Source organism: Novosphingobium sp. (assembly GCF_024642085.1).
Taxonomy (GTDB): domain Bacteria; phylum Pseudomonadota; class Alphaproteobacteria; order Sphingomonadales; family Sphingomonadaceae; genus Novosphingobium.
In genome coordinates, this window is record NZ_JAHEBV010000065.1 from 50794 (window position 1) to 67837 (window position 17044).

Consider the following 17044-nt stretch of genomic DNA (forward strand, 5'->3'; position numbering starts at 1 on the left):
AAACCATGGCTTTTCAGCAAAGTAACGAATGCGCGGGAAAAAGCGCAGCACGGGCGTTGCAATGGCGTAAAAACGCACTAGCGTGCCGCCCGCAGCCCCGCGATCGGCGGGGCTTTCGTTATGAACAACAAAGGGGGAGCGTGTCCGTGGATCTTGTCACGATCGCTATAATCCTGGGACTGCTGGCCATCGTTTATGGCTTCGTCACCAGTCGTCAGGTTCTCGGCGCACCAGCCGGGAATGATAAAATGCAGGAAATCGCCGCCGCTATTCAAGAAGGCGCACAAGCCTATCTGAAGCGGCAATATTCCGCCATCGCCATTGTCGGCGTGGTAGTAGCCGTGATCATACTAATGACGCTGGGCGGCATTTCGGCGACGGGCTTCGTGCTCGGCGCGTTGCTTTCGGGCGCGGCCGGGTTCATCGGCATGAATGTTTCGGTGCGCTCCAACGTGCGCACTGCCGCTGCCGCGCAGACCGGTTTGCAGGAAGGCCTGACCCTGGCGTTTCGCGCCGGCGCGATCACCGGGATGTTGGTGGCTGGCCTGGCTCTGCTCGCAATTTCGGTGTTTTTCTATTACCTGACAGCAGGCGGCGACGGGAAGATTGCGGGACTAGGGCTTGCCGCCGATAGCCGCCAAGTCGTCACCGGCCTTACCGCGCTTGCGCTTGGCGCTTCGCTGGTTTCGATTTTCGCCCGGCTTGGCGGCGGAATCTTCACCAAGGCGGCCGACGTTGGCGCCGATCTGGTCGGCAAGGTCGAAGCCGGAATCCCTGAAGACGATCCACGCAACCCGGCCGTGATCGCCGATAACGTGGGCGACAATGTAGGCGATTGCGCCGGCATGGCCGCCGACCTGTTCGAAACCTATGTCGTCACCGTCGGTGCCACAATGGTGCTGACAGCGCTGCTGCTCAAGGGTGCGGCCAACCTCGCTGATCTGATGGCCATGCCGCTGCTGATCGGCGGCGTCTGCATCATCACCTCGATCATCGGAACCTACTTCGTCCGTCTGGGTGGCGGCAAGAACATCATGGGCGCGATGTACAAGGGCTTCCTGGTCACCGCCGTCCTCTCGGTCCCGGCGATCTGGTGGGCGATCAGCCACACCCTTGGCGGTGACATGGAAACCGCAATCGCAGGCCAGGCCTACAATGGCCGGATCCTGTTTTATTGCGGCCTGCTGGGTCTGGTCATCACCGGCTTGATCATCTGGATCACCGAATATTACACCGGCACCAATTACCGCCCGGTCCGTTCGATCGCCAAGGCTTCGGAAACCGGTCACGGTACCAATGTGATCCAGGGTCTGGCGATCAGTCTTGAATCGACCGCGCTGCCGACCCTGGTGATTGTCACCGGGATCATCATCGCTTTCAAGCTGGCTGGCCTGATCGGGATTGCCTATGCGGCGACCTCGATGCTGGCGCTCGCCGGAATGGTGGTCGCTCTCGACGCTTACGGCCCGGTCACCGACAATGCCGGCGGCATTGCCGAAATGGCCGGTCTGGACGATTCGGTTCGTGAAAAGACCGACGCGCTCGACGCCGTGGGCAACACCACCAAGGCGGTAACCAAGGGCTATGCGATCGGATCGGCCGGCCTGGCAGCGCTGGTGCTGTTCGCCGCCTATACCACCGATCTTAAGGAGTTCTTCCCGGATCTGAAGGTCAATTTCAGCCTTGAAAACCCCTATGTCATCGTGGGGCTGCTGCTGGGTGCCTTGCTGCCTTACCTGTTCGGCGCAATGGGTATGACGGCTGTTGGCCGTGCCGCGGGCGACGTGGTGAAGGACGTGCGCGACCAGTTCCGCGAGAACCCGGGCATCATGACCTATGAAACCAAGCCCAACTATGCCCGGACCGTCGATCTGGTGACAAAGGCAGCGATCAAGGAAATGATCGTTCCTTCGTTGCTGCCAGTCTTGGCTCCGGTCGTGGTCTACTTCGTGATCACCATGGTCGCTGGTCAGGCTGAGGGCTTTGCCGCTCTCGGCGCGCTGCTTCTCGGGGTGATTGTCGGCGGGTTGTTCGTCGCGATCTCGATGACTTCGGGCGGCGGGGCGTGGGACAATGCCAAGAAGTACATCGAGGACGGCAACCACGGCGGCAAGGGCTCTGAAGCACACAAGGCTGCGGTAACCGGCGATACCGTTGGCGATCCCTACAAAGACACTGCGGGTCCGGCAGTCAACCCGATGATCAAGATCACCAACATTGTGGCGCTGCTCCTGCTCGCCGCATTGGCAAGCCACGGCGCGGGATAAGTTGCGCACCGCCTTGCCTGTGTGATGCAAATCCCCGTCCGGTGAAATCCGGGCGGGGTTTTGCTTTTTGCCAGGCTGCGCTAGGCTGACGTGATGAAACTTCCGATCATCCCGGGCCGGGTCGCTACCGGCTTGCTTGTGGCGCAGCTGGGAATCCTGATCTGGACGCTGTCCAGCAGCGCGGGTGGATTTTTTTCGATGTTCTGCGCGGTAGGCGATGATGCCGCCGGCGATGCTTACAGCAACGTCCATCTGGTGTTTCTGCTCCTGCTTCCGCTTGGCCTGGCCAGTTTGCGTTATGCCAAGCTGCGCTTGATCTACGCCGTGATCTTGATCGCTAGCCTCGCTACTCTTACGCAGCAAAAAGCCATGCTGGACGCCGGTCACTTGCATTGCGACAGTCTTTGATAGCCTTACTGACGCGTTAGCCATTCCTTGGCACATCGCTGTTACACCGCGCCGGTCGATACGATCGAAGGAGCGCGCATCCCGTGGCCGAACTGGCCTTCCCGCTGTTGCCTGCAATCGGTCCGCCGTTAGCGGGCATAACCACGCGTGTGCAGAGCTGGCATAACTTCGATACGCCGAGTGAGCGCGCGCGCTGGACGACGCTCGCCGGCCAAACAACAGAGCCCAATCCGTTTCACGCAGCCTGGTATGCTCTCCCTGCTTTACGCGCGCTTGATCCTGCAGGATCAGTTCAAATACTGGCGGTCGAGCATGAAGGAAAACTGATCGGAGTCCTGCCGGTCCGACGCGAACCCCGCTATTACGGCCGACCGATCCCCCACATGGCAAGCTGGATGCATGCCAATTCTTTCCTGGGCACGCCGCTGGTTGCCAAAGGCGGGGAACATGCTTTCTGGTCCGCTGCCTTGGCATGGGCAGACCGCGAAGCTGGCCGGTCGTTGTTCCTGCATCTGGCGCAATTGCCGCTTGAGGGGCCGCTGTACACCGCGTTGACCCAGGTGCTTGATAAGCAACATCGCTTTCACAAGATCGTGCACCGCGAAGAGCGAGCGATGCTTGCCTCAGATCAATCGCCCGGGGTCTATTTCGAAACCAGCCTGTCGGGCAAGAAGCGCAAGGAGCTGCGCCGTCAAGCCGCGCGATTGGCCGAACTGGGCAACGTGCGGTGCGTTGTGGAGAACGACGCCGCACATCTGGATTCATGGATCGAAGCCTTCCTGGCACTTGAGCATTCGGGCTGGAAGGGCAGCGCCGGCTCTGCCCTGGCATCGCACCACGCAACCGCATCGCTGTTCCGGGAAGCCCTTTCGGGGGCCGCCAGTGCGGGACAACTGCAGCGCCTGTCCCTCTGGCTCGACGATGAGCCGGTCGCCATGCTCGTCCAGTTCCTATCCCCGCCCGGCGCCTTTTCGTACAAGACCGCGTTTGACGAACGGTTCGCACGCTTTTCCCCCGGCGTTCTGCTGCAGCGCGAGAACCTGGCGATCCTGGGCCGGCCTGATATCGCCTGGTGCGACAGCTGTGCCACTGCCGATCACCCCATGATCGACCACATCTGGCGTGAACGTCGCGCAATCGGCCGCCTGTCCATCGCCATCGGCGGGCCATTGCGGCGCGGCTTGTTTCGCCAGATCGCCCGGCTGGAGCGGGGCCGCAAGGCCATCCTTGACGCGTCCTGAAACCCAACGCAAAGCCGCTGTCATGGACAGCGATATCACCCCCGAACGCCTGGTTTCCGGCCTGGTCAAACTGCTTGAAGTCAAGCCGCAGGGCGATGATCACTTTATCGGCCGCAAGAAGCGCGGCGGGATTGGCCGCGTATTTGGCGGTCAAGTTATCGCCCAAGCTCTGTTAGCCGCCGAAGCCACGGTAGAACCGGAACGCCCGGCCCATTCGCTCCATGCCTATTTCCTGCGCGGCGGCAGCGAGGATTTTGAAACCGACTACGCCGTCACCCGCGATTTTGATGGCGGTTCGTTTTCCAACCGCCGCGTTGTCGCCAGCCAGCAAGGCCGGCCCATCCTCAACCTCACGGCCAGCTTTCAAAAGCTGGAGCAAGGACTGCACCACGCCGATGCCGTGATGCCCGACGTGCCCCCGCCGGAAGAGCTTGAACCCGAAGCCGCCGTCCGGCTGCGTTTTGCCGACCAGGCCCGGCCCGAAGCCCGTCACCACTTCCTGTCGCCGCGGCCGGTCGAACTGCGCGGAGTAGAAAACCGGCACTGGATGAATCCGGTGAAGGCCCCCCCGCGCTCGCACTCATGGTTCCGCGCTGTTGCCCCCCTGCCCGACGATCCGCGCGTCCACCGCGCTATCCTTGCCTTTGCCAGCGACATGACCCTGCTTGGCACCTGCGCGCTGCCGCACGGCCTGTCCTGGGCGCGGGGCGAAGTCGTCAGCGCCAGCCTGGACCATGCGGTGTGGTTTCACGAACCGTTCCGGGCCGACGAATGGCTGTTATACGCCACCGACAGTCCGTGGAGCGGAGCCGGGCGCGGGTTCAACCGGGGCCGCATCTTTACCCGCGAAGGCCGCCTGGTCGCCAGTGTGGCGCAAGAAGGCATGATCCGCCGCAGCAAGCCCAGGGACTGATCCCAGCCGCTTACATAAGGTAACAAAGCGCCCCACAGAAACCTGCCAGCCTGTTACCTTAGGTCACCTTGTGTGGGCTTCCCGCCCGGCAATGCAGACCGCATCGGCGATGCTACAAGCCGCCGGTCAGGCCCGTGCCCAATGTCGAGTGCGCCGCCTGTTCTGAGAGTAATCGTGGTGACGCCGTTCAGCGCTCGCTCCATCAGCCAGTCGAACGCACGCTCGCGCCCTTCCCCCAGCGCCCGGTTCCACGCTGCGGCAAAGCTTTCCGCCCCCGCCCGCGCGCGCAAGGCATAGGCCGCCTTGCGGCTCATCCCCACCATCCGCGCCGCAGACGATACGGATCCGGTAACACACAGCGCGCGCAAAAATGCGCTTTGGCGCGGAACCGTCCACCCGTCGTGGCGGGTGCGGGCAAGCGGAACCGGGGTAAAGGCGGGCGCGGCAATATCGGCCGGGCGCGGCGGGGCGTGGTCAGAGTTCATGGGCGGAGTTTATCGGAGCCGCCAGGGTGTAGGAAAGCGAAAGAAGCCCCCAGCCAGTTACGCGGTGCCCTGTGCAGCGCGCGCCGAAAGCCGTTCGATCAGCCAGCGGATCGATCCGCCCTGCACCACGACCGAGAACAGGACGACGATATAGGTGATCGCCAGGATATCGGCACGGATTGGGCTTTCGGGCAGTGATAATGCCAAAGCCACTGAAATCCCGCCGCGCAATCCGCCCCAAACAAGGGTTGGATAGGCCATCGGGCCCAGCTTGATCCACCGCTTCATTGCCGCCAGCGGCGCGCCGACCGAAATGGCCCGGGCCAGCATCACGACGCCAATCGCCACCACGCCCAGCAGCAACGGACTGGCTGAAGAGGCGATGACAACCACCTCAAGCCCGATCAGCACGAACAGCACTGCGTTCAGGATTTCGTCGATCAAGTCCCAGAACTTGAGCAGGTAGTCGCGCGTCTGCTCGCTCATCGCATAGGCAACGCCGGCATTACCGATCATCAGGCCGGCAACCGCCATGGCCACCGGTCCGCTGACATGCAGTACCTGCGCCAGACTGTAGCCGCCCATAACCAGTGCCAGGCTGATCATCACCTCGATTATGAAATCGTCAATCGAGCGCATGCCGCGAAAGGCGATCCAGCCCAGAACCAAACCAAGAATTGCGCCCCCGCCCGCTTCCCGCAGGAAATCGGCGCTGGCCGCTGCCAGTGTAAACTCTTCCGCGCCCGATGCCGAAACAAGCAGGATCGAAAACACGACCACGCCAATCCCGTCGTTGAACAGACTTTCACCCGCAATGGTGGCCTGGAGTGTTTCGGGAACCGCGGCGCGGCGCATGACAGCCATGACCGCTATCGGATCGGTCGGGCTGATCAAGGCCCCGAATACAAGGCACCAGATCAACGGGATCGGGTGTCCAAACAGACCTGCGATGAAATGGATGCCGGTGCCGACAAGCGTGGTCGAAAGCAGGACACCGACCGTGCTGAATATCATGATCGGCCAGCGTCCACGCTTCATCGCCGTCCAGTCAACATGTAGCGCGCCGGCGAACAGCAGGAAGGACAGCATGCCGTTCATCAAGGTCGTGTGAAAATCGATATCAGCCAGAAAGGTGCCAAGTTTCCCGGCAAGATCGCCCTGGGGAAATACCCGGTCGAACAGGATCACAGCCAGTGAAGATACAGCCCCCATGATCGTCAGGCCTACTGTCGACGGCAATTTCAGGAACCGAAAGTTCACGTAACCGAGGAATGCGGTCACAACGATCAGGATCGCGGCCGCATCGAACAAGTTGGGCTGATGGGTCATCAAAATCCCGTGGCACGTTGACCGGTCAGCGTCAAACAACAGCGTCTGACTGCCTGGCGCTTGACCGCTGCCTGCGCGGTCAGGGCCTTGGCAGCAGGCCAGAAGGCCGCGTGTTAGCCCCTGGCATGATAAAAATCATAGACCACCTGTGCCACAGCAGCGCTGACGCCGGGCGCGCGTTGCAGGTCTTCCAAGGCCGCCGCCCGCACCTTGCTTGCAGTGCCGAAGTGCAGCAGCAGGGCGCGCTTTCGCGCCGGGCCGATGCCGGGGATTTCATCAAGAGGGGATGCGGTTATAGCGCGGCTTCGCTTGTCGCGGTGGGCACCGATAGCGAAACGGTGAACCTCGTCGCGCAGGCGCTGAAGGTGAAACAGCAACGGCGCATTGACTGGCAACATCTTCTCGCGCCCGTCCGGGAAGTGGAACACCTCGCGCCCTTCGCGCCCGTGGCCGGGGCCCTTGGCGATGGCGATCAGCGGGACGTCCTCGATCCCCATTTCCTCCAACGTGTCGCGCGCCGCGCTCATCTGGCCCTTGCCGCCATCGATCAGCACCAGATCGGGCCACATTCCGCCATCGCGGTCAGGGTCTTCGTCCTGTGCGCGGGCAAATCGGCGGCCAAACACCTCGCGCATCATGCCAAAGTCGTCATTGGTCTGGGCAGTCTTAATGTTCCACTTGCGGTACTGGCCCTTGATGAACCCTTCGGGCCCGGCGACGATCATCGCGCCAAGGGCGTTGCTGCCCTGGATGTGGCTGTTGTCGTAGACTTCGATCCGTTGCGGCACTTCGGGCAGTTCAAGAAATTCCGCCAGCTCGCGGCCCAGCCGGGCCTTGGTTCCGCTTTCGGCCAGTCGCCGCTCTAGCGCTTCGACCGCGTTGCGGCGGGCCTGATCCATCAGGCGGCGGCGGTCACCGCGCTGGGGCACCGACAGTTCGATCCGGCCGCCTGCCGCCTCGCGCAAAGCCTCGGCCAGCAGATCCCCTTCGGGCAGCGGCCGGTCAACCAGGATGGTGCGCGGTGGGGGCACATCCTCGTAAAACTGGGCAAGGAATGCTGTAAAAACCTCCTCTGCCGCCAGACCTTCAGTATGGCTGGGGAAGAAGGCACGGTGGCCCCAGTTCTGGCCGCCGCGGATGAAGAACGCCTGCACACCGACATGCCCGCCTTTTTCCGCCAGCGCAAAAACATCGGCGTTGCCGACCCCTTCGGCGTTGATCGCCTGGCTGCCCTGGATGAAGGTTGCGGCACGCAGCCGGTCACGCAGCATTGCGGCCCGCTCGAAATCGAGGCTGGTGGCGGCATCTTCCATCTGGGCGTTAAGCTTGGCCTGGACCGCGCCCGATTTGCCGCCAAGGAAATCCTTCGCCTCGCCCACCAGTTCGCGGTAGCCAGCCTGGTCGATGCGGCCGACGCACGGGGCTGAACAGCGCTTGATCTGATAAAGCAGGCACGGCCGGTCGCGCCGGGCAAAGAAGCTGTCGGTGCAGCTGCGCAGCAGGAACAGCTTTTGCAACGCGTTGATGGTTGTGTTGACCGATCCTGCGCTGGCGAAGGGGCCATAGTAATTCCCCTTGGCACGGCGCGCGCCGCGGTGCTTGCTGATCCGGGGAAAATCATGATCGGCGCGCAACAAGATGAACGGGAAACTTTTATCGTCGCGCAGCAGCACGTTGTAGGGCGGGCGATACCGCTTGATCAGCTGCGCTTCCAGCAGCAGCGCCTCTGCCTCGGAATTGGTGGTGACGATGGTCATGCCGCGGGTCTGGCTGACCATCCGTTTAAGCCGCAGCGGCAACCGATCGACCTGGGTGTAATTGGCAACCCGGTTTCGCAGCGCGCGCGCCTTGCCGACATAGAGCACATCGCCCTTGGCATCGATCATCCGGTAAACGCCGGGCTTGGGCTTGAGCGTGGCCAGCACTTCGCGGATCGCGGCAATGCCGGCGGCGATATCGGGCTGACCGCCCCTGACCGTGGTGGTCGCGCTATCTTCGTTGAAGCGGTCGGCCCCTTTGGGATGGGACGGGGTTCCGGCGGGACTGCGAGCCATTCGCCCCAGATAGGGACTGTCGCCAGCGCAGAAAAGCGCGATGTTGACCGCTTCCACCGCTGTGTTACGCTGCTTTCACAAAATCCGCACAAAATGGCGGGTGAACGCCGAGAGGAAAGCGCTTGCGGCAACTGCAGGGCATGGACGCATCGTTTGTCGCGCTGGAAACGCGCAATTCGCCGATGCACATCGGGTCGATCCTGATCTACAACCCTTCAACCGCGCCGGGCGGTTTCGTTCGCTACAAGGATATCCTGCGCTTTTTCGAAAGCCGGATGCAGCTGTCCAAGACGATGCGACAAAAGCTGGTCCGCGTGCCGTTCGACCTCGATTATCCCTACTGGATTGAGGACAAGGATTTCGATCTTGAATACCATGTCCGCCACCTGGCCTTGCCCAAACCCGGCGACTGGCGCCAGCTGTGCATTCAGGCCGCGCGCATCTTTGCCCGCCCGCTTGATCTGACTCGCCCGCCGTGGGAGTTCACGGTGGTCGAAGGGCTCGACAATATCCCCGGCATAGCCCCGGGATCCTATGCCATGGTCACCAAGGTCCACCACGCTGCGATCGACGGGATGAGCGGGATCGACCTGATGGAGGCGCTACACACGCTTGCGCCTGATGCGCCGCCGCCTGACCAGGTTGACACCTGGCAGGGGGAAAACCCGCCAAACTTTGCCGAATTGCTCGCCAAAAGCTGGATCAACAATCTCGCCAATCCTTTGCGCCAGCTGGATGTAGCGGCCAAGGCAGCGCCGGGTTTGGCCAAGGCGATCAAGGGGCTGGTGGCCAAGGATTTCAAGCTGCACGGCGAGATGGTTGCCCCGCGAACGCGCTTCAACACCGTGCTGTCGCCCAACCGGGTGATTGAAGGACGATCCATCCCGCTGGATGATATCAAGGCTATCCGCAGCGCGGTGCCGGGGGCCAAGGTCAACGACGCCTTTCTGGCAATCATCGGCGGGGCCCTGCGCAAATACCTGACGCTGCATGACGATCTGCCCGACAAGACGCTGACCGCGATGGCGCCGATCTCTGTCCGCGGGAAAGACGAAAAGGGCGATATGGGCAACCAGGTGGCGGCGATGATCGCGCCGCTGGGCAGTCATATCGAAGACCCGCTGGAACGGCTGGCCTACGTCCATTCGCAAACGGTCAATTCCAAGGCGATGACCGACGCCATGGGCGCGCGCAACATGACCGAAATGAGCAAGGTCAGCCCGGCCCTGTTCATGGCGCTGGGCGCGCAGCTGTACACCCGGCTTGGTCTGGCCGACCGGCTTGGGCCCGCAGTCAACACGGTTGTCACAAACGTACCAGGACCGCCGGTGCCGATTTATTCCGCCGGCGCCCGGCTGGAAAGCATGATGGGCCTGCTGTGCCTTACCGACGGTGTCGGCCTTGGTCACACCGTGCAAAGCTATTGCAAGGAAGCAACCATCACTTTCACTGCCTGCCGCAAGGTCATGCCCGACCCGGATGTCTATGCACAGTGTATTGAGGACAGTTTTCAGGAACTGCTTGCTGCCGCGCGGGCTAACGGTGCAGAACAGGCCGAACCGGCAAAACCGGCCGGGCAATCCGCAGAGCCCGGCCGTTCCGCCATTTCATCTGGCAAGCCGGCAAAGACCGGCAAACCTACCGGCAAAAAAGCCGCGAAGCCCCGAAAGGTCGCCAAAAAGTGACAGCCACTACAGCCGCCCGCAAGGCGATGACTATCGAAGCCCGACCGCCCAGCAAATTGCTGGCGCTGACAGAAGGGCGCGCGGTGTTCGAACTTGCCGCGTTCTATGCCAGTCGCCACCTGTTGTCTTTGCTGCCGCGCGGCGACGGGCACCCCGTTCTGGTCCTGCCGGGCTTCCTGGCCTCCGACAGTTCGACCGCGCCAATGCGCCGTCTGCTGGAGGATTTGGGTTATGATGCCTACGGCTGGAAACTGGGCCGCAATGTGCGGGTCGATCTCCAGCGCGTCCACGAAATGGAACAGCTGCTGCTCGGCATTCACCAGCGTACCGGGCGCACCGTCTCAATCGTCGGGTGGAGCCTGGGGGGCGTATTTGCGCGTGAACTGGCCAAGCTTCACCCCGCGATCGTGCGTCAGGTCATTACGCTTGGCAGTCCGATCCATGATGACCGGCGCCACACCAATGCATCAAAACTGTTTGAGTTTCTGAACGGCAAGGAACCCGAACCTGTCCGCCACGGCCGCTTCACCGGCCTGCATCAAGCCCCGCCCGTACCGACAACATCGATCCTGACCAAGACTGACGGGGTCGTCCATTGGCGCGGCTCGGTGCAGCATCCCGAGCACGACAACACACAGACCGAAAACATCGTCGTTCACGCCAGCCATTGCGGACTGGGTGTCAATCCCAGTGTAATGGTCGCGCTGGCCGACCGTCTGGCGCAAGACGAACAAGGCTGGCAGCCCTTCGTCGCCAAATGGCACCAGCGTTGGATGTTTCCGCAAACGCGGCTTCATTGAACAGCCGGTACCACGATACAAAAAAGGGCCGCTTCCACAGGAAGCGGCCCTTTTTGTGTTTTCTATAGGGGTTTGCTGTCAGATTGCGCGGCCTGCGATCGAAACCTGACGGATGCGACCATCCTGATCGACCGTGCAGGCGAACCGATCATCGCCGCCAACCCGGCCTTCGACTTTCCAGCCATTGTCATCACGTTCGGCGCGATCGACGCTTTCAACCCGCGCCGCACCGCGTTCGATTTCGCTGACGCAACGGTCAACCGCTCCGTTCAAGTCGCGTGTGTCCCGCGATGCCGAGCCGCCACGCGCCTGCGGGCTTGAACCTTGGCGATAATCGTCGTTGCGGTAATCATCGCCGCGATAATCACGCGTGTCACCGTCACGCCGATCTTCATAGCGGCGATCGTCGTAGCGCCGGTTCTTGCCGCTTTTGCTGGCCGCACTGGCCACCGCTGCAATGCCGCCGATGATCAGGATGCCGGCCAATACGTCACCGGCATCGACACGGTCGCGGTGACCGCCCCAGCCGTTCCATCCACCCCAGCGATCGCCCGCCAGGGCCGGCGAAGCGACAAGCGAAAGCGACGCGGCTGATGCCAGTATCGCAGCACTACGGAAAAACCTGCTCTTCATGATTGCCACCCTCCAAGGTGCGCGGATCCAAAACCAGCGTGATATGTCACCGCACCTTACTCTCATTCGACTAGGCGGCCCAGGCTTTCTAGCGCCTGAACCGCCTGTCTGAGCAATTCAGCAGGTGCGGCTAAAGACCGCGGATTCCGCTGAAATCAACGTCGACCACTCGGCCACGTTCGAACTTGCATTTGAAGGAGCCCGAGTCGTACCCGCGCAAGTTGTTGTTCCAGCCACGATAATCACCGCCCCAGCCGCGCCCGTAATAGCTTTCGCCCGAGCGCCAACCGCGATTTGACTGGTTGACCGCAATGCGGCCCTTCACTTCGTAACCGTCGCGGGTGTTCCGGACTTCGCGAATGTCGGTTACATCCGCGCGGCCATAGCTGTAGCGACTCGCCGTGCGTTCGGTCGCTGCCACGCACTGTTCGACAGCCTGACGCGGATTACCCCCGTAACGGTAATTGCCATCATAGCCGTAGGCGCCGCCATTGCGGTAATCGCGATCATAGCCACTGCCGTAATTGCGGTCATAGCTGCGGTCATAATTGCCGTCGTAACCACGGTCACGGCTTGCAGCAGAAGCGACTGCGGCAATTCCGCCGATCACCAATGCTCCGGCAATCACATCGCCAGCACTGATGCCGTCGCGGTCGCGGTGACCATAGGTTTCCGCCATCGCGGGAGTAGCCGAAGAGATCGCCACCGCGCCTGCCGCGATGGTACCAACAAGGGCCTTGGACAGGGTCTTCATGGCATTCATCCTTCACATGAACCGGACTGATCTGTCCGGTGTTGAGGATGGTCTACCGAATCGGCGCTAGCCCGTTGCTGAATTACCTTTGCAGCTTTTGTTCAGCAAAATGGACGATTTTATGAACGGCTATTGCGGGATTGATAACCCGCTCCATTCGGCAAGAAATGCCAGGCTGTCTGCCGCCTCGGCAACCACCTTGTCCGTCGGTTTGCCGGCACCGTGCCCGGCCCGGGTTTCTATCCTGATGAGATGCGGCTTGGGACCAGCCGCAGCGGCCTGGAGAGCAGCGGTATATTTAAAGCTGTGGCCCGGAACCACGCGGTCGTCGGTGTCGGCAGTGGTTACCAGCACCGCCGGATAGGTCACGCCACTGCGGATGTTGTGATAGGGCGAGTAAGCGCGCAGCACTTTGAAATCAGCCTCCTTGCCGGGGAAGCCATAATCGTCAGTCCAGTACCGGCCGGCCGTAAAACGGTCAAAGCGCAGCATGTCCATTACCCCCACGGCCGCATTGCCGGCGGCGAACAAATCGGGCCGCTGGTTGACCACGGCACCCACCAACAAGCCGCCGTTCGATCCGCCCTGCACGGTCAAGCCGCCTTTGGGCGTGATCCCCTCGGCAATCAGGAATTCGCCCGCTGCTATGAAATCGTCGAACACGTTCTGCTTGTTGGCGAGGCGTCCGGCGTCGTGCCAGGCCTTGCCATATTCGCCGCCGCCACGCAGGTTGGCCAGAGCATAGGCCCCGCCCGCATCAAGCCAGGCCATCCGCGATGCGGAAAAGCCGGGTGTCAAAGAGATATCAAAGCCGCCGTAGCCATAAAGCAACGTCGGTACCGCTTTGCCCACCAGTGCCTTCTTGCGGACGATGAACATCGGCACGCGGGTGCCGTCCTTTGAGGTGTAAAAGCGCTGTTCGACCGCATAGATCGCCGGATCGAACGCCAGTTTGGGCGATGCGAAAGTCGCCGTCTTCATGCTGCTCAGATCAAGGCGCTGGATGGTCGCGGGCTGGTTGAAGCTAGTATAGGAATAGAATGTCTCGGGATCGCCTGGCTTGCCGGTGAAGCCCGAGGCGGTACCGATCCCGTTTAGTGTAAGAACTTGCGCGTGCTTGCCGGTCAGGTCGTAAATCTCGGCACGGGTAGACGCATCCTTCAGATAGGCCAAAACCAGGCGGTCGCCGACAATTGTTGCGCGTTCCAGTGTTTCTTCACGCTCTGGCACAAGCTCTGCCCATCGCGGCGCCTTGCCGGCTAAGTTGACCGCCACGAGCTTGCTGCGCGGAGCGGCCTTATCGGTGACGAACCACAGCCGGCTGCCGATCGAATCGACCACTTCCCATTTATTGTCGAAACCGTCTATCAGCGTGCGGGCCGCCCAGCCTTTGGCCCGGCGCTGGCGCAGGTCGATCACGCGCACTTCGTTCTTGGCGTCTGTGCCGACCGAACTGGTAATTACTGCATAGCGGCCCTCGTTGGTCACGCTTGCCGAATGCAGCACCTCGGGTTTGTCGGGCGATGAATAGACCAGCTGATCAGCGGCGACCGGCGTCCCTATGCGGTGAAAATAGACCGCCTGGTTGAAATTGCGTGATTGGAACTCGGCCCCTTCGGCGGGCTTGGGAAAGCGCGAATAGAGAAAACCCTCCTCCCCGACCCATGACAAGCCGGTAAACTTTGCCCAGCGCACCTCATCTTCCAGCACTTTGCCGGTGGCGACGTCAAGCACCCGCAGGATGCGCCAATCGCTGCCGCCGTCCTGCACCGAATAAGCAAGGTAGCGGCCTTTTTCGGACGGCTCCCATGCATCGAGCGCGGTGGCGCCGTCCTTTGCCCAGCCATTGGGATCGATCAGCAGGCGCGGAACACCGTCAAGACCGTCACGGACGAACAGCTGCGACTGGTTCTGCAGGCCCGAATTACGCGTGTAGAAATACTGCTTTCCGGCTTTGCGCGGCAGGCCGAAGCGTTCGTAGTCCATCAACTGTTTGATACGCGTAGCGAACCACGCGCGCTGCGGAAGGGTTTTGAGATAGGCATCGGTGACGGTGTTCTGGCTCTTCACCCAATCGGCCACTTTCGCATCGGTGCGCACATCGTTTTCAAGCCAGCGATAGGGATCGGCAATCACCTCGCCGAACTGGGTTTCGACGACATCGCCCTTGCGGGTTTCGGGATAGGTGATTGGCTTCACGCTTTGCGCTCCTGCAGCGGACGGCAACACGGCGGCGACAAGGACGCCGGCAAGGATTCCACGCATCAGTAACGGTCCTCAAAAATGCAAAAAGCGGCTGCAGGCTATGGGCCTGCAGCCGCTTTTGCAAACAGTGGTTCGACAAGCGCGACTGGCGCACCGTCAATCAACATCAAAGCCTATTCGGCGTCGTCTTCGACCATTACCGGGCCGCTGTCCTGGCCCTTGGCCGATGTATCACGGTCGACCAGCTCGATGATTGCCAGCGGGGCCGCATCAGACGCGCGCACGCCAGCCTTGATCACGCGGGTATAGCCGCCTTCGCGGTTCGCATAGCGTGCAGCCAGCACGTCGAACAGCTTAACCAGCTGCGCATCGTCGAGCAGACGGGCGTGGGCCAGACGGCGGTTTGACAGCCCGCCATGCTTCGCCAGCGTGATCAGCTTTTCGACATAGGGACGCAGTTCGCGCGCCTTGGGCAGCGTGGTGGTGATCTGTTCATGCTTGAGCAGAGCCGCTGCCATGTTGCGGAACAAGGCCTTGCGGTGGCTGGAAGTGCGGTTGAGCTTACGCCCGCCGTATTTATGGCGCATGGGTTAGTCCTTCGTTCGTTAGGGGGCCGTGCAAGGTACCCCGTACCTGGCAGCGCTTGCGGCGGCTGCCGTTACCGTACCGGGACGCCCGAAGGCGCCCCTGTTACCAATCAGCCCAGCAGCTCTTGTTCGAGCTTCTTGGCCATTTCTTCGATATTTTCCGGCGGCCAGCCAGGGATGTCCATGCCTAGGCGCAGACCCATCGAGCTCAGGACTTCCTTGATCTCGTTGAGCGACTTGCGGCCAAAGTTGGGGGTGCGGAGCATCTCGGCCTCGGTCTTCTGGACCAGGTCGCCGATATAGATGATATTGTCGTTCTTGAGGCAATTGGCCGAACGAACCGACAGTTCCAGTTCGTCCACCTTCTTGAGAAGGTAGCGGTTGAGCTGGTTGGTATCACCTTCTTCGCTCGGCGCGGCCGCAGCCATCCCGATCATCGGCGACGAGCCCATCGGCACTGCGTCTTCGAAGTGGACGAACAGCGACAGCTGGTCCTGCAGGATGCGCGCGGCATAGGCCACGGCATCTTCAGGGGTGACCGTGCCGTCTGTTTCGACCGTCAGGTTGAGCTTATCGTAGTCAAGTTCCTGCCCGATGCGGGCGTTATCGACCTTGTAGCTAACCTGGCGAACAGGCGAATAAAGCGAATCGATCGGGATCAAACCGATCGGCGCATCGACCGGACGGTTACCGACAGCCGGAACGTAGCCCTTGCCGCTGTCCGCGGTCAGTTCCATGTTGAGCGTCGCGCCTTCGTCAAGGTGGCAGATCACCAGATCCTTGTTCAGAACCTCGATATCGCCGGTCACAGCGATGTCCCCAGCAGTCACTTCGCCCGGGCCGGTGGCCGAAAGCTGCAAGCGCTTGGGGCCTTCGCCCTGCATCTTGAGCGCGATCTGCTTGACGTTCAAAACGATGTCGGTGACGTCTTCACGCACACCGGCCAGGCTGCTGAACTCATGCAGCACGTTTTCGATCTTGATCGAGGTGATGGCAGCGCCTTGCAGCGACGACAGCAGAACGCGGCGCAGCGCATTGCCCAACGTCAGACCAAAGCCGCGTTCAAGCGGTTCTGCGACGAAAGTGGCCCGGCGCTTGGGGTCGTTCCCCGCCTTCACTTCGAGGGCGTTGGGCTTCTTGAGTTCCTGCCAGTTCTTGATGTTGACAGTCATGGACTTCCCCTGGGGTTATTCTTGGCGGGACGACCGCTGCTCCGACACTGGAACCGCGGCCGATCCGAAACAGCGACAAGGCGGACGCCCTGCCGCGAAGGAACGATCAGACCCGGCGACGTTTTGAAGGCCGGACCCCGTTGTGCGGGATCGGGGTAACATCGCGGATCGAAGTGATGGTGAAGCCGACAGCCTGGAGAGCACGCAGCGCGCTCTCACGGCCCGAGCCGGGGCCCTTCACTTCAACTTCAAGGGTGCGAACGCCGTGTTCGGCGGCCTTCTTGCCGGCATCGTCCGCAGCCACCTGAGCGGCGTAAGGAGTCGACTTGCGGCTGCCCTTGAAGCCCATCATCCCGGCGGAGGACCAGCTAATCGCATTGCCCTGGGCATCGGTGATGGTGATCATGGTATTGTTGAAGCTGGCATTCACGTGGGCGATGCCGCTTGTGATGTTCTTCCGCTCGCGGCGCTTGATGCGCTGGGGTTCGCGTGCCATTTTTCTATCCTACTC

The 17044-nt window shown here is 61.6% G+C and carries 15 protein-coding genes; 6 read left to right on the plus strand and 9 right to left on the minus strand.

The features are described from left to right. The first annotated feature begins 146 nt into the window (after window positions 1–146). From Q0L62_RS14200 to Q0L62_RS14215, 4 genes are all read left to right on the plus strand, one after another. Window positions 147–2267: a sodium-translocating pyrophosphatase gene (locus Q0L62_RS14200; RefSeq protein WP_296681236.1), complete on the plus strand. Its 2121-nt coding sequence runs from the start codon at window positions 147–149 to the stop codon at window positions 2265–2267. Window positions 2268–2360: 93 nt separating this feature from the next. Beyond that, window positions 2361–2675: a hypothetical protein gene (locus Q0L62_RS14205; protein ID WP_296681238.1), complete on the plus strand. Its 315-nt coding sequence runs from the start codon at window positions 2361–2363 to the stop codon at window positions 2673–2675. Window positions 2676–2758: 83 nt separating this feature from the next. After that, window positions 2759–3916 (plus strand): GNAT family N-acetyltransferase, encoded by a 1158-nt coding sequence (locus tag Q0L62_RS14210; RefSeq protein WP_296681241.1) that lies wholly within the window; start codon window positions 2759–2761, stop codon window positions 3914–3916. Window positions 3917–3938: 22 nt separating this feature from the next. Further along, window positions 3939–4829 (plus strand): acyl-CoA thioesterase II, encoded by an 891-nt coding sequence (locus tag Q0L62_RS14215; protein WP_296681244.1) that lies wholly within the window; start codon window positions 3939–3941, stop codon window positions 4827–4829. A gap of 53 nt (window positions 4830–4882) precedes the next feature. Here Q0L62_RS14215 and Q0L62_RS14220 read toward each other — a convergent pair whose 3' ends face one another. The 3 genes from Q0L62_RS14220 to uvrC form a co-directional block, all read right to left on the minus strand. Continuing rightward, complete coding sequence (locus Q0L62_RS14220) at window positions 4883–5314, minus strand: hypothetical protein (RefSeq protein WP_296681247.1); 432 nt, start codon at window positions 5312–5314, stop codon at window positions 4883–4885. Between the two features lie 57 nt (window positions 5315–5371). Then, window positions 5372–6643, minus strand: a complete 1272-nt coding sequence (locus tag Q0L62_RS14225) for a sodium:proton antiporter (protein WP_296681249.1) — start codon at window positions 6641–6643, stop codon at window positions 5372–5374. Window positions 6644–6756: 113 nt separating this feature from the next. Further along, window positions 6757–8697 carry an excinuclease ABC subunit UvrC gene (gene uvrC, locus Q0L62_RS14230; RefSeq protein WP_296681252.1) on the minus strand — a complete coding sequence of 647 codons (1941 nt, stop codon included), beginning with the start codon at window positions 8695–8697 and terminating at the stop codon, window positions 6757–6759. Window positions 8698–8819: 122 nt separating this feature from the next. Between uvrC and Q0L62_RS14235 the strand changes: the two genes are divergently transcribed. Continuing rightward, on the plus strand, window positions 8820–10382 hold the full coding sequence (locus Q0L62_RS14235) for a wax ester/triacylglycerol synthase family O-acyltransferase (protein ID WP_296681254.1): 1563 nt from the start codon (window positions 8820–8822) through the stop codon (window positions 10380–10382). Beyond that, window positions 10379–11182, plus strand: coding sequence for a triacylglycerol lipase (locus tag Q0L62_RS14240; RefSeq protein ID WP_296681256.1), 804 nt, complete (start codon window positions 10379–10381; stop codon window positions 11180–11182). Before Q0L62_RS14235 ends, Q0L62_RS14240 begins: the two co-directional genes overlap by 4 nt. A gap of 78 nt (window positions 11183–11260) precedes the next feature. On the opposite strand, the gene Q0L62_RS14245 is transcribed toward Q0L62_RS14240, so the two are convergent. From Q0L62_RS14245 to rpsK, 6 genes are all read right to left on the minus strand, one after another. Then, window positions 11261–11815, minus strand: coding sequence for a hypothetical protein (locus Q0L62_RS14245; RefSeq protein WP_296681258.1), 555 nt, complete (start codon window positions 11813–11815; stop codon window positions 11261–11263). A gap of 130 nt (window positions 11816–11945) precedes the next feature. Then, the gene (locus Q0L62_RS14250; protein ID WP_296681261.1) at window positions 11946–12569 is read right to left on the minus strand and encodes a hypothetical protein; all 624 of its coding nucleotides are present in this window, start codon (window positions 12567–12569) and stop codon (window positions 11946–11948) included. Window positions 12570–12698: 129 nt separating this feature from the next. Next, window positions 12699–14834 (minus strand): prolyl oligopeptidase family serine peptidase, encoded by a 2136-nt coding sequence (locus tag Q0L62_RS14255; protein WP_296681264.1) that lies wholly within the window; start codon window positions 14832–14834, stop codon window positions 12699–12701. A gap of 113 nt (window positions 14835–14947) precedes the next feature. Continuing rightward, window positions 14948–15361 (minus strand): 50S ribosomal protein L17, encoded by a 414-nt coding sequence (gene rplQ, locus Q0L62_RS14260; RefSeq protein ID WP_296681268.1) that lies wholly within the window; start codon window positions 15359–15361, stop codon window positions 14948–14950. A 110-nt stretch (window positions 15362–15471) separates the two neighbouring features. Further along, a complete protein-coding gene (locus tag Q0L62_RS14265; protein WP_296681271.1) occupies window positions 15472–16533 on the minus strand; it encodes a DNA-directed RNA polymerase subunit alpha in 1062 nt (353 codons plus the stop codon). A gap of 106 nt (window positions 16534–16639) precedes the next feature. Then, on the minus strand, window positions 16640–17029 hold the full coding sequence (gene rpsK, locus Q0L62_RS14270; RefSeq protein WP_088307824.1) for a 30S ribosomal protein S11: 390 nt from the start codon (window positions 17027–17029) through the stop codon (window positions 16640–16642). Window positions 17030–17044 lie beyond the last annotated feature (15 nt).

What these genes read in the sequence shown, in the direction of transcription:
- Q0L62_RS14205 (WP_296681238.1), top strand. Translation starts at nt 2,361, where the DNA reads ATGAAACTTCCGATCATCCCGGGCCGGGTCGCTACCGGCTTGCTTGTG.
- Q0L62_RS14215 (WP_296681244.1), top strand. Translation starts at nt 3,939, where the DNA reads ATGGACAGCGATATCACCCCCGAACGCCTGGTTTCCGGCCTGGTCAAA.
- Q0L62_RS14220 (WP_296681247.1), bottom strand. Translation starts at nt 5,314, where the DNA reads ATGAACTCTGACCACGCCCCGCCGCGCCCGGCCGATATTGCCGCGCCC.
- Q0L62_RS14225 (WP_296681249.1), bottom strand. Translation starts at nt 6,643, where the DNA reads ATGACCCATCAGCCCAACTTGTTCGATGCGGCCGCGATCCTGATCGTT.
- uvrC (WP_296681252.1), bottom strand. Translation starts at nt 8,697, where the DNA reads ATGGCTCGCAGTCCCGCCGGAACCCCGTCCCATCCCAAAGGGGCCGAC.
- Q0L62_RS14245 (WP_296681258.1), bottom strand. Translation starts at nt 11,815, where the DNA reads ATGAAGAGCAGGTTTTTCCGTAGTGCTGCGATACTGGCATCAGCCGCG.
- Q0L62_RS14250 (WP_296681261.1), bottom strand. Translation starts at nt 12,569, where the DNA reads ATGAAGACCCTGTCCAAGGCCCTTGTTGGTACCATCGCGGCAGGCGCG.
- Q0L62_RS14255 (WP_296681264.1), bottom strand. Translation starts at nt 14,834, where the DNA reads ATGCGTGGAATCCTTGCCGGCGTCCTTGTCGCCGCCGTGTTGCCGTCC.
- rplQ (WP_296681268.1), bottom strand. Translation starts at nt 15,361, where the DNA reads ATGCGCCATAAATACGGCGGGCGTAAGCTCAACCGCACTTCCAGCCAC.
- Q0L62_RS14265 (WP_296681271.1), bottom strand. Translation starts at nt 16,533, where the DNA reads ATGACTGTCAACATCAAGAACTGGCAGGAACTCAAGAAGCCCAACGCC.
- rpsK (WP_088307824.1), bottom strand. Translation starts at nt 17,029, where the DNA reads ATGGCACGCGAACCCCAGCGCATCAAGCGCCGCGAGCGGAAGAACATC.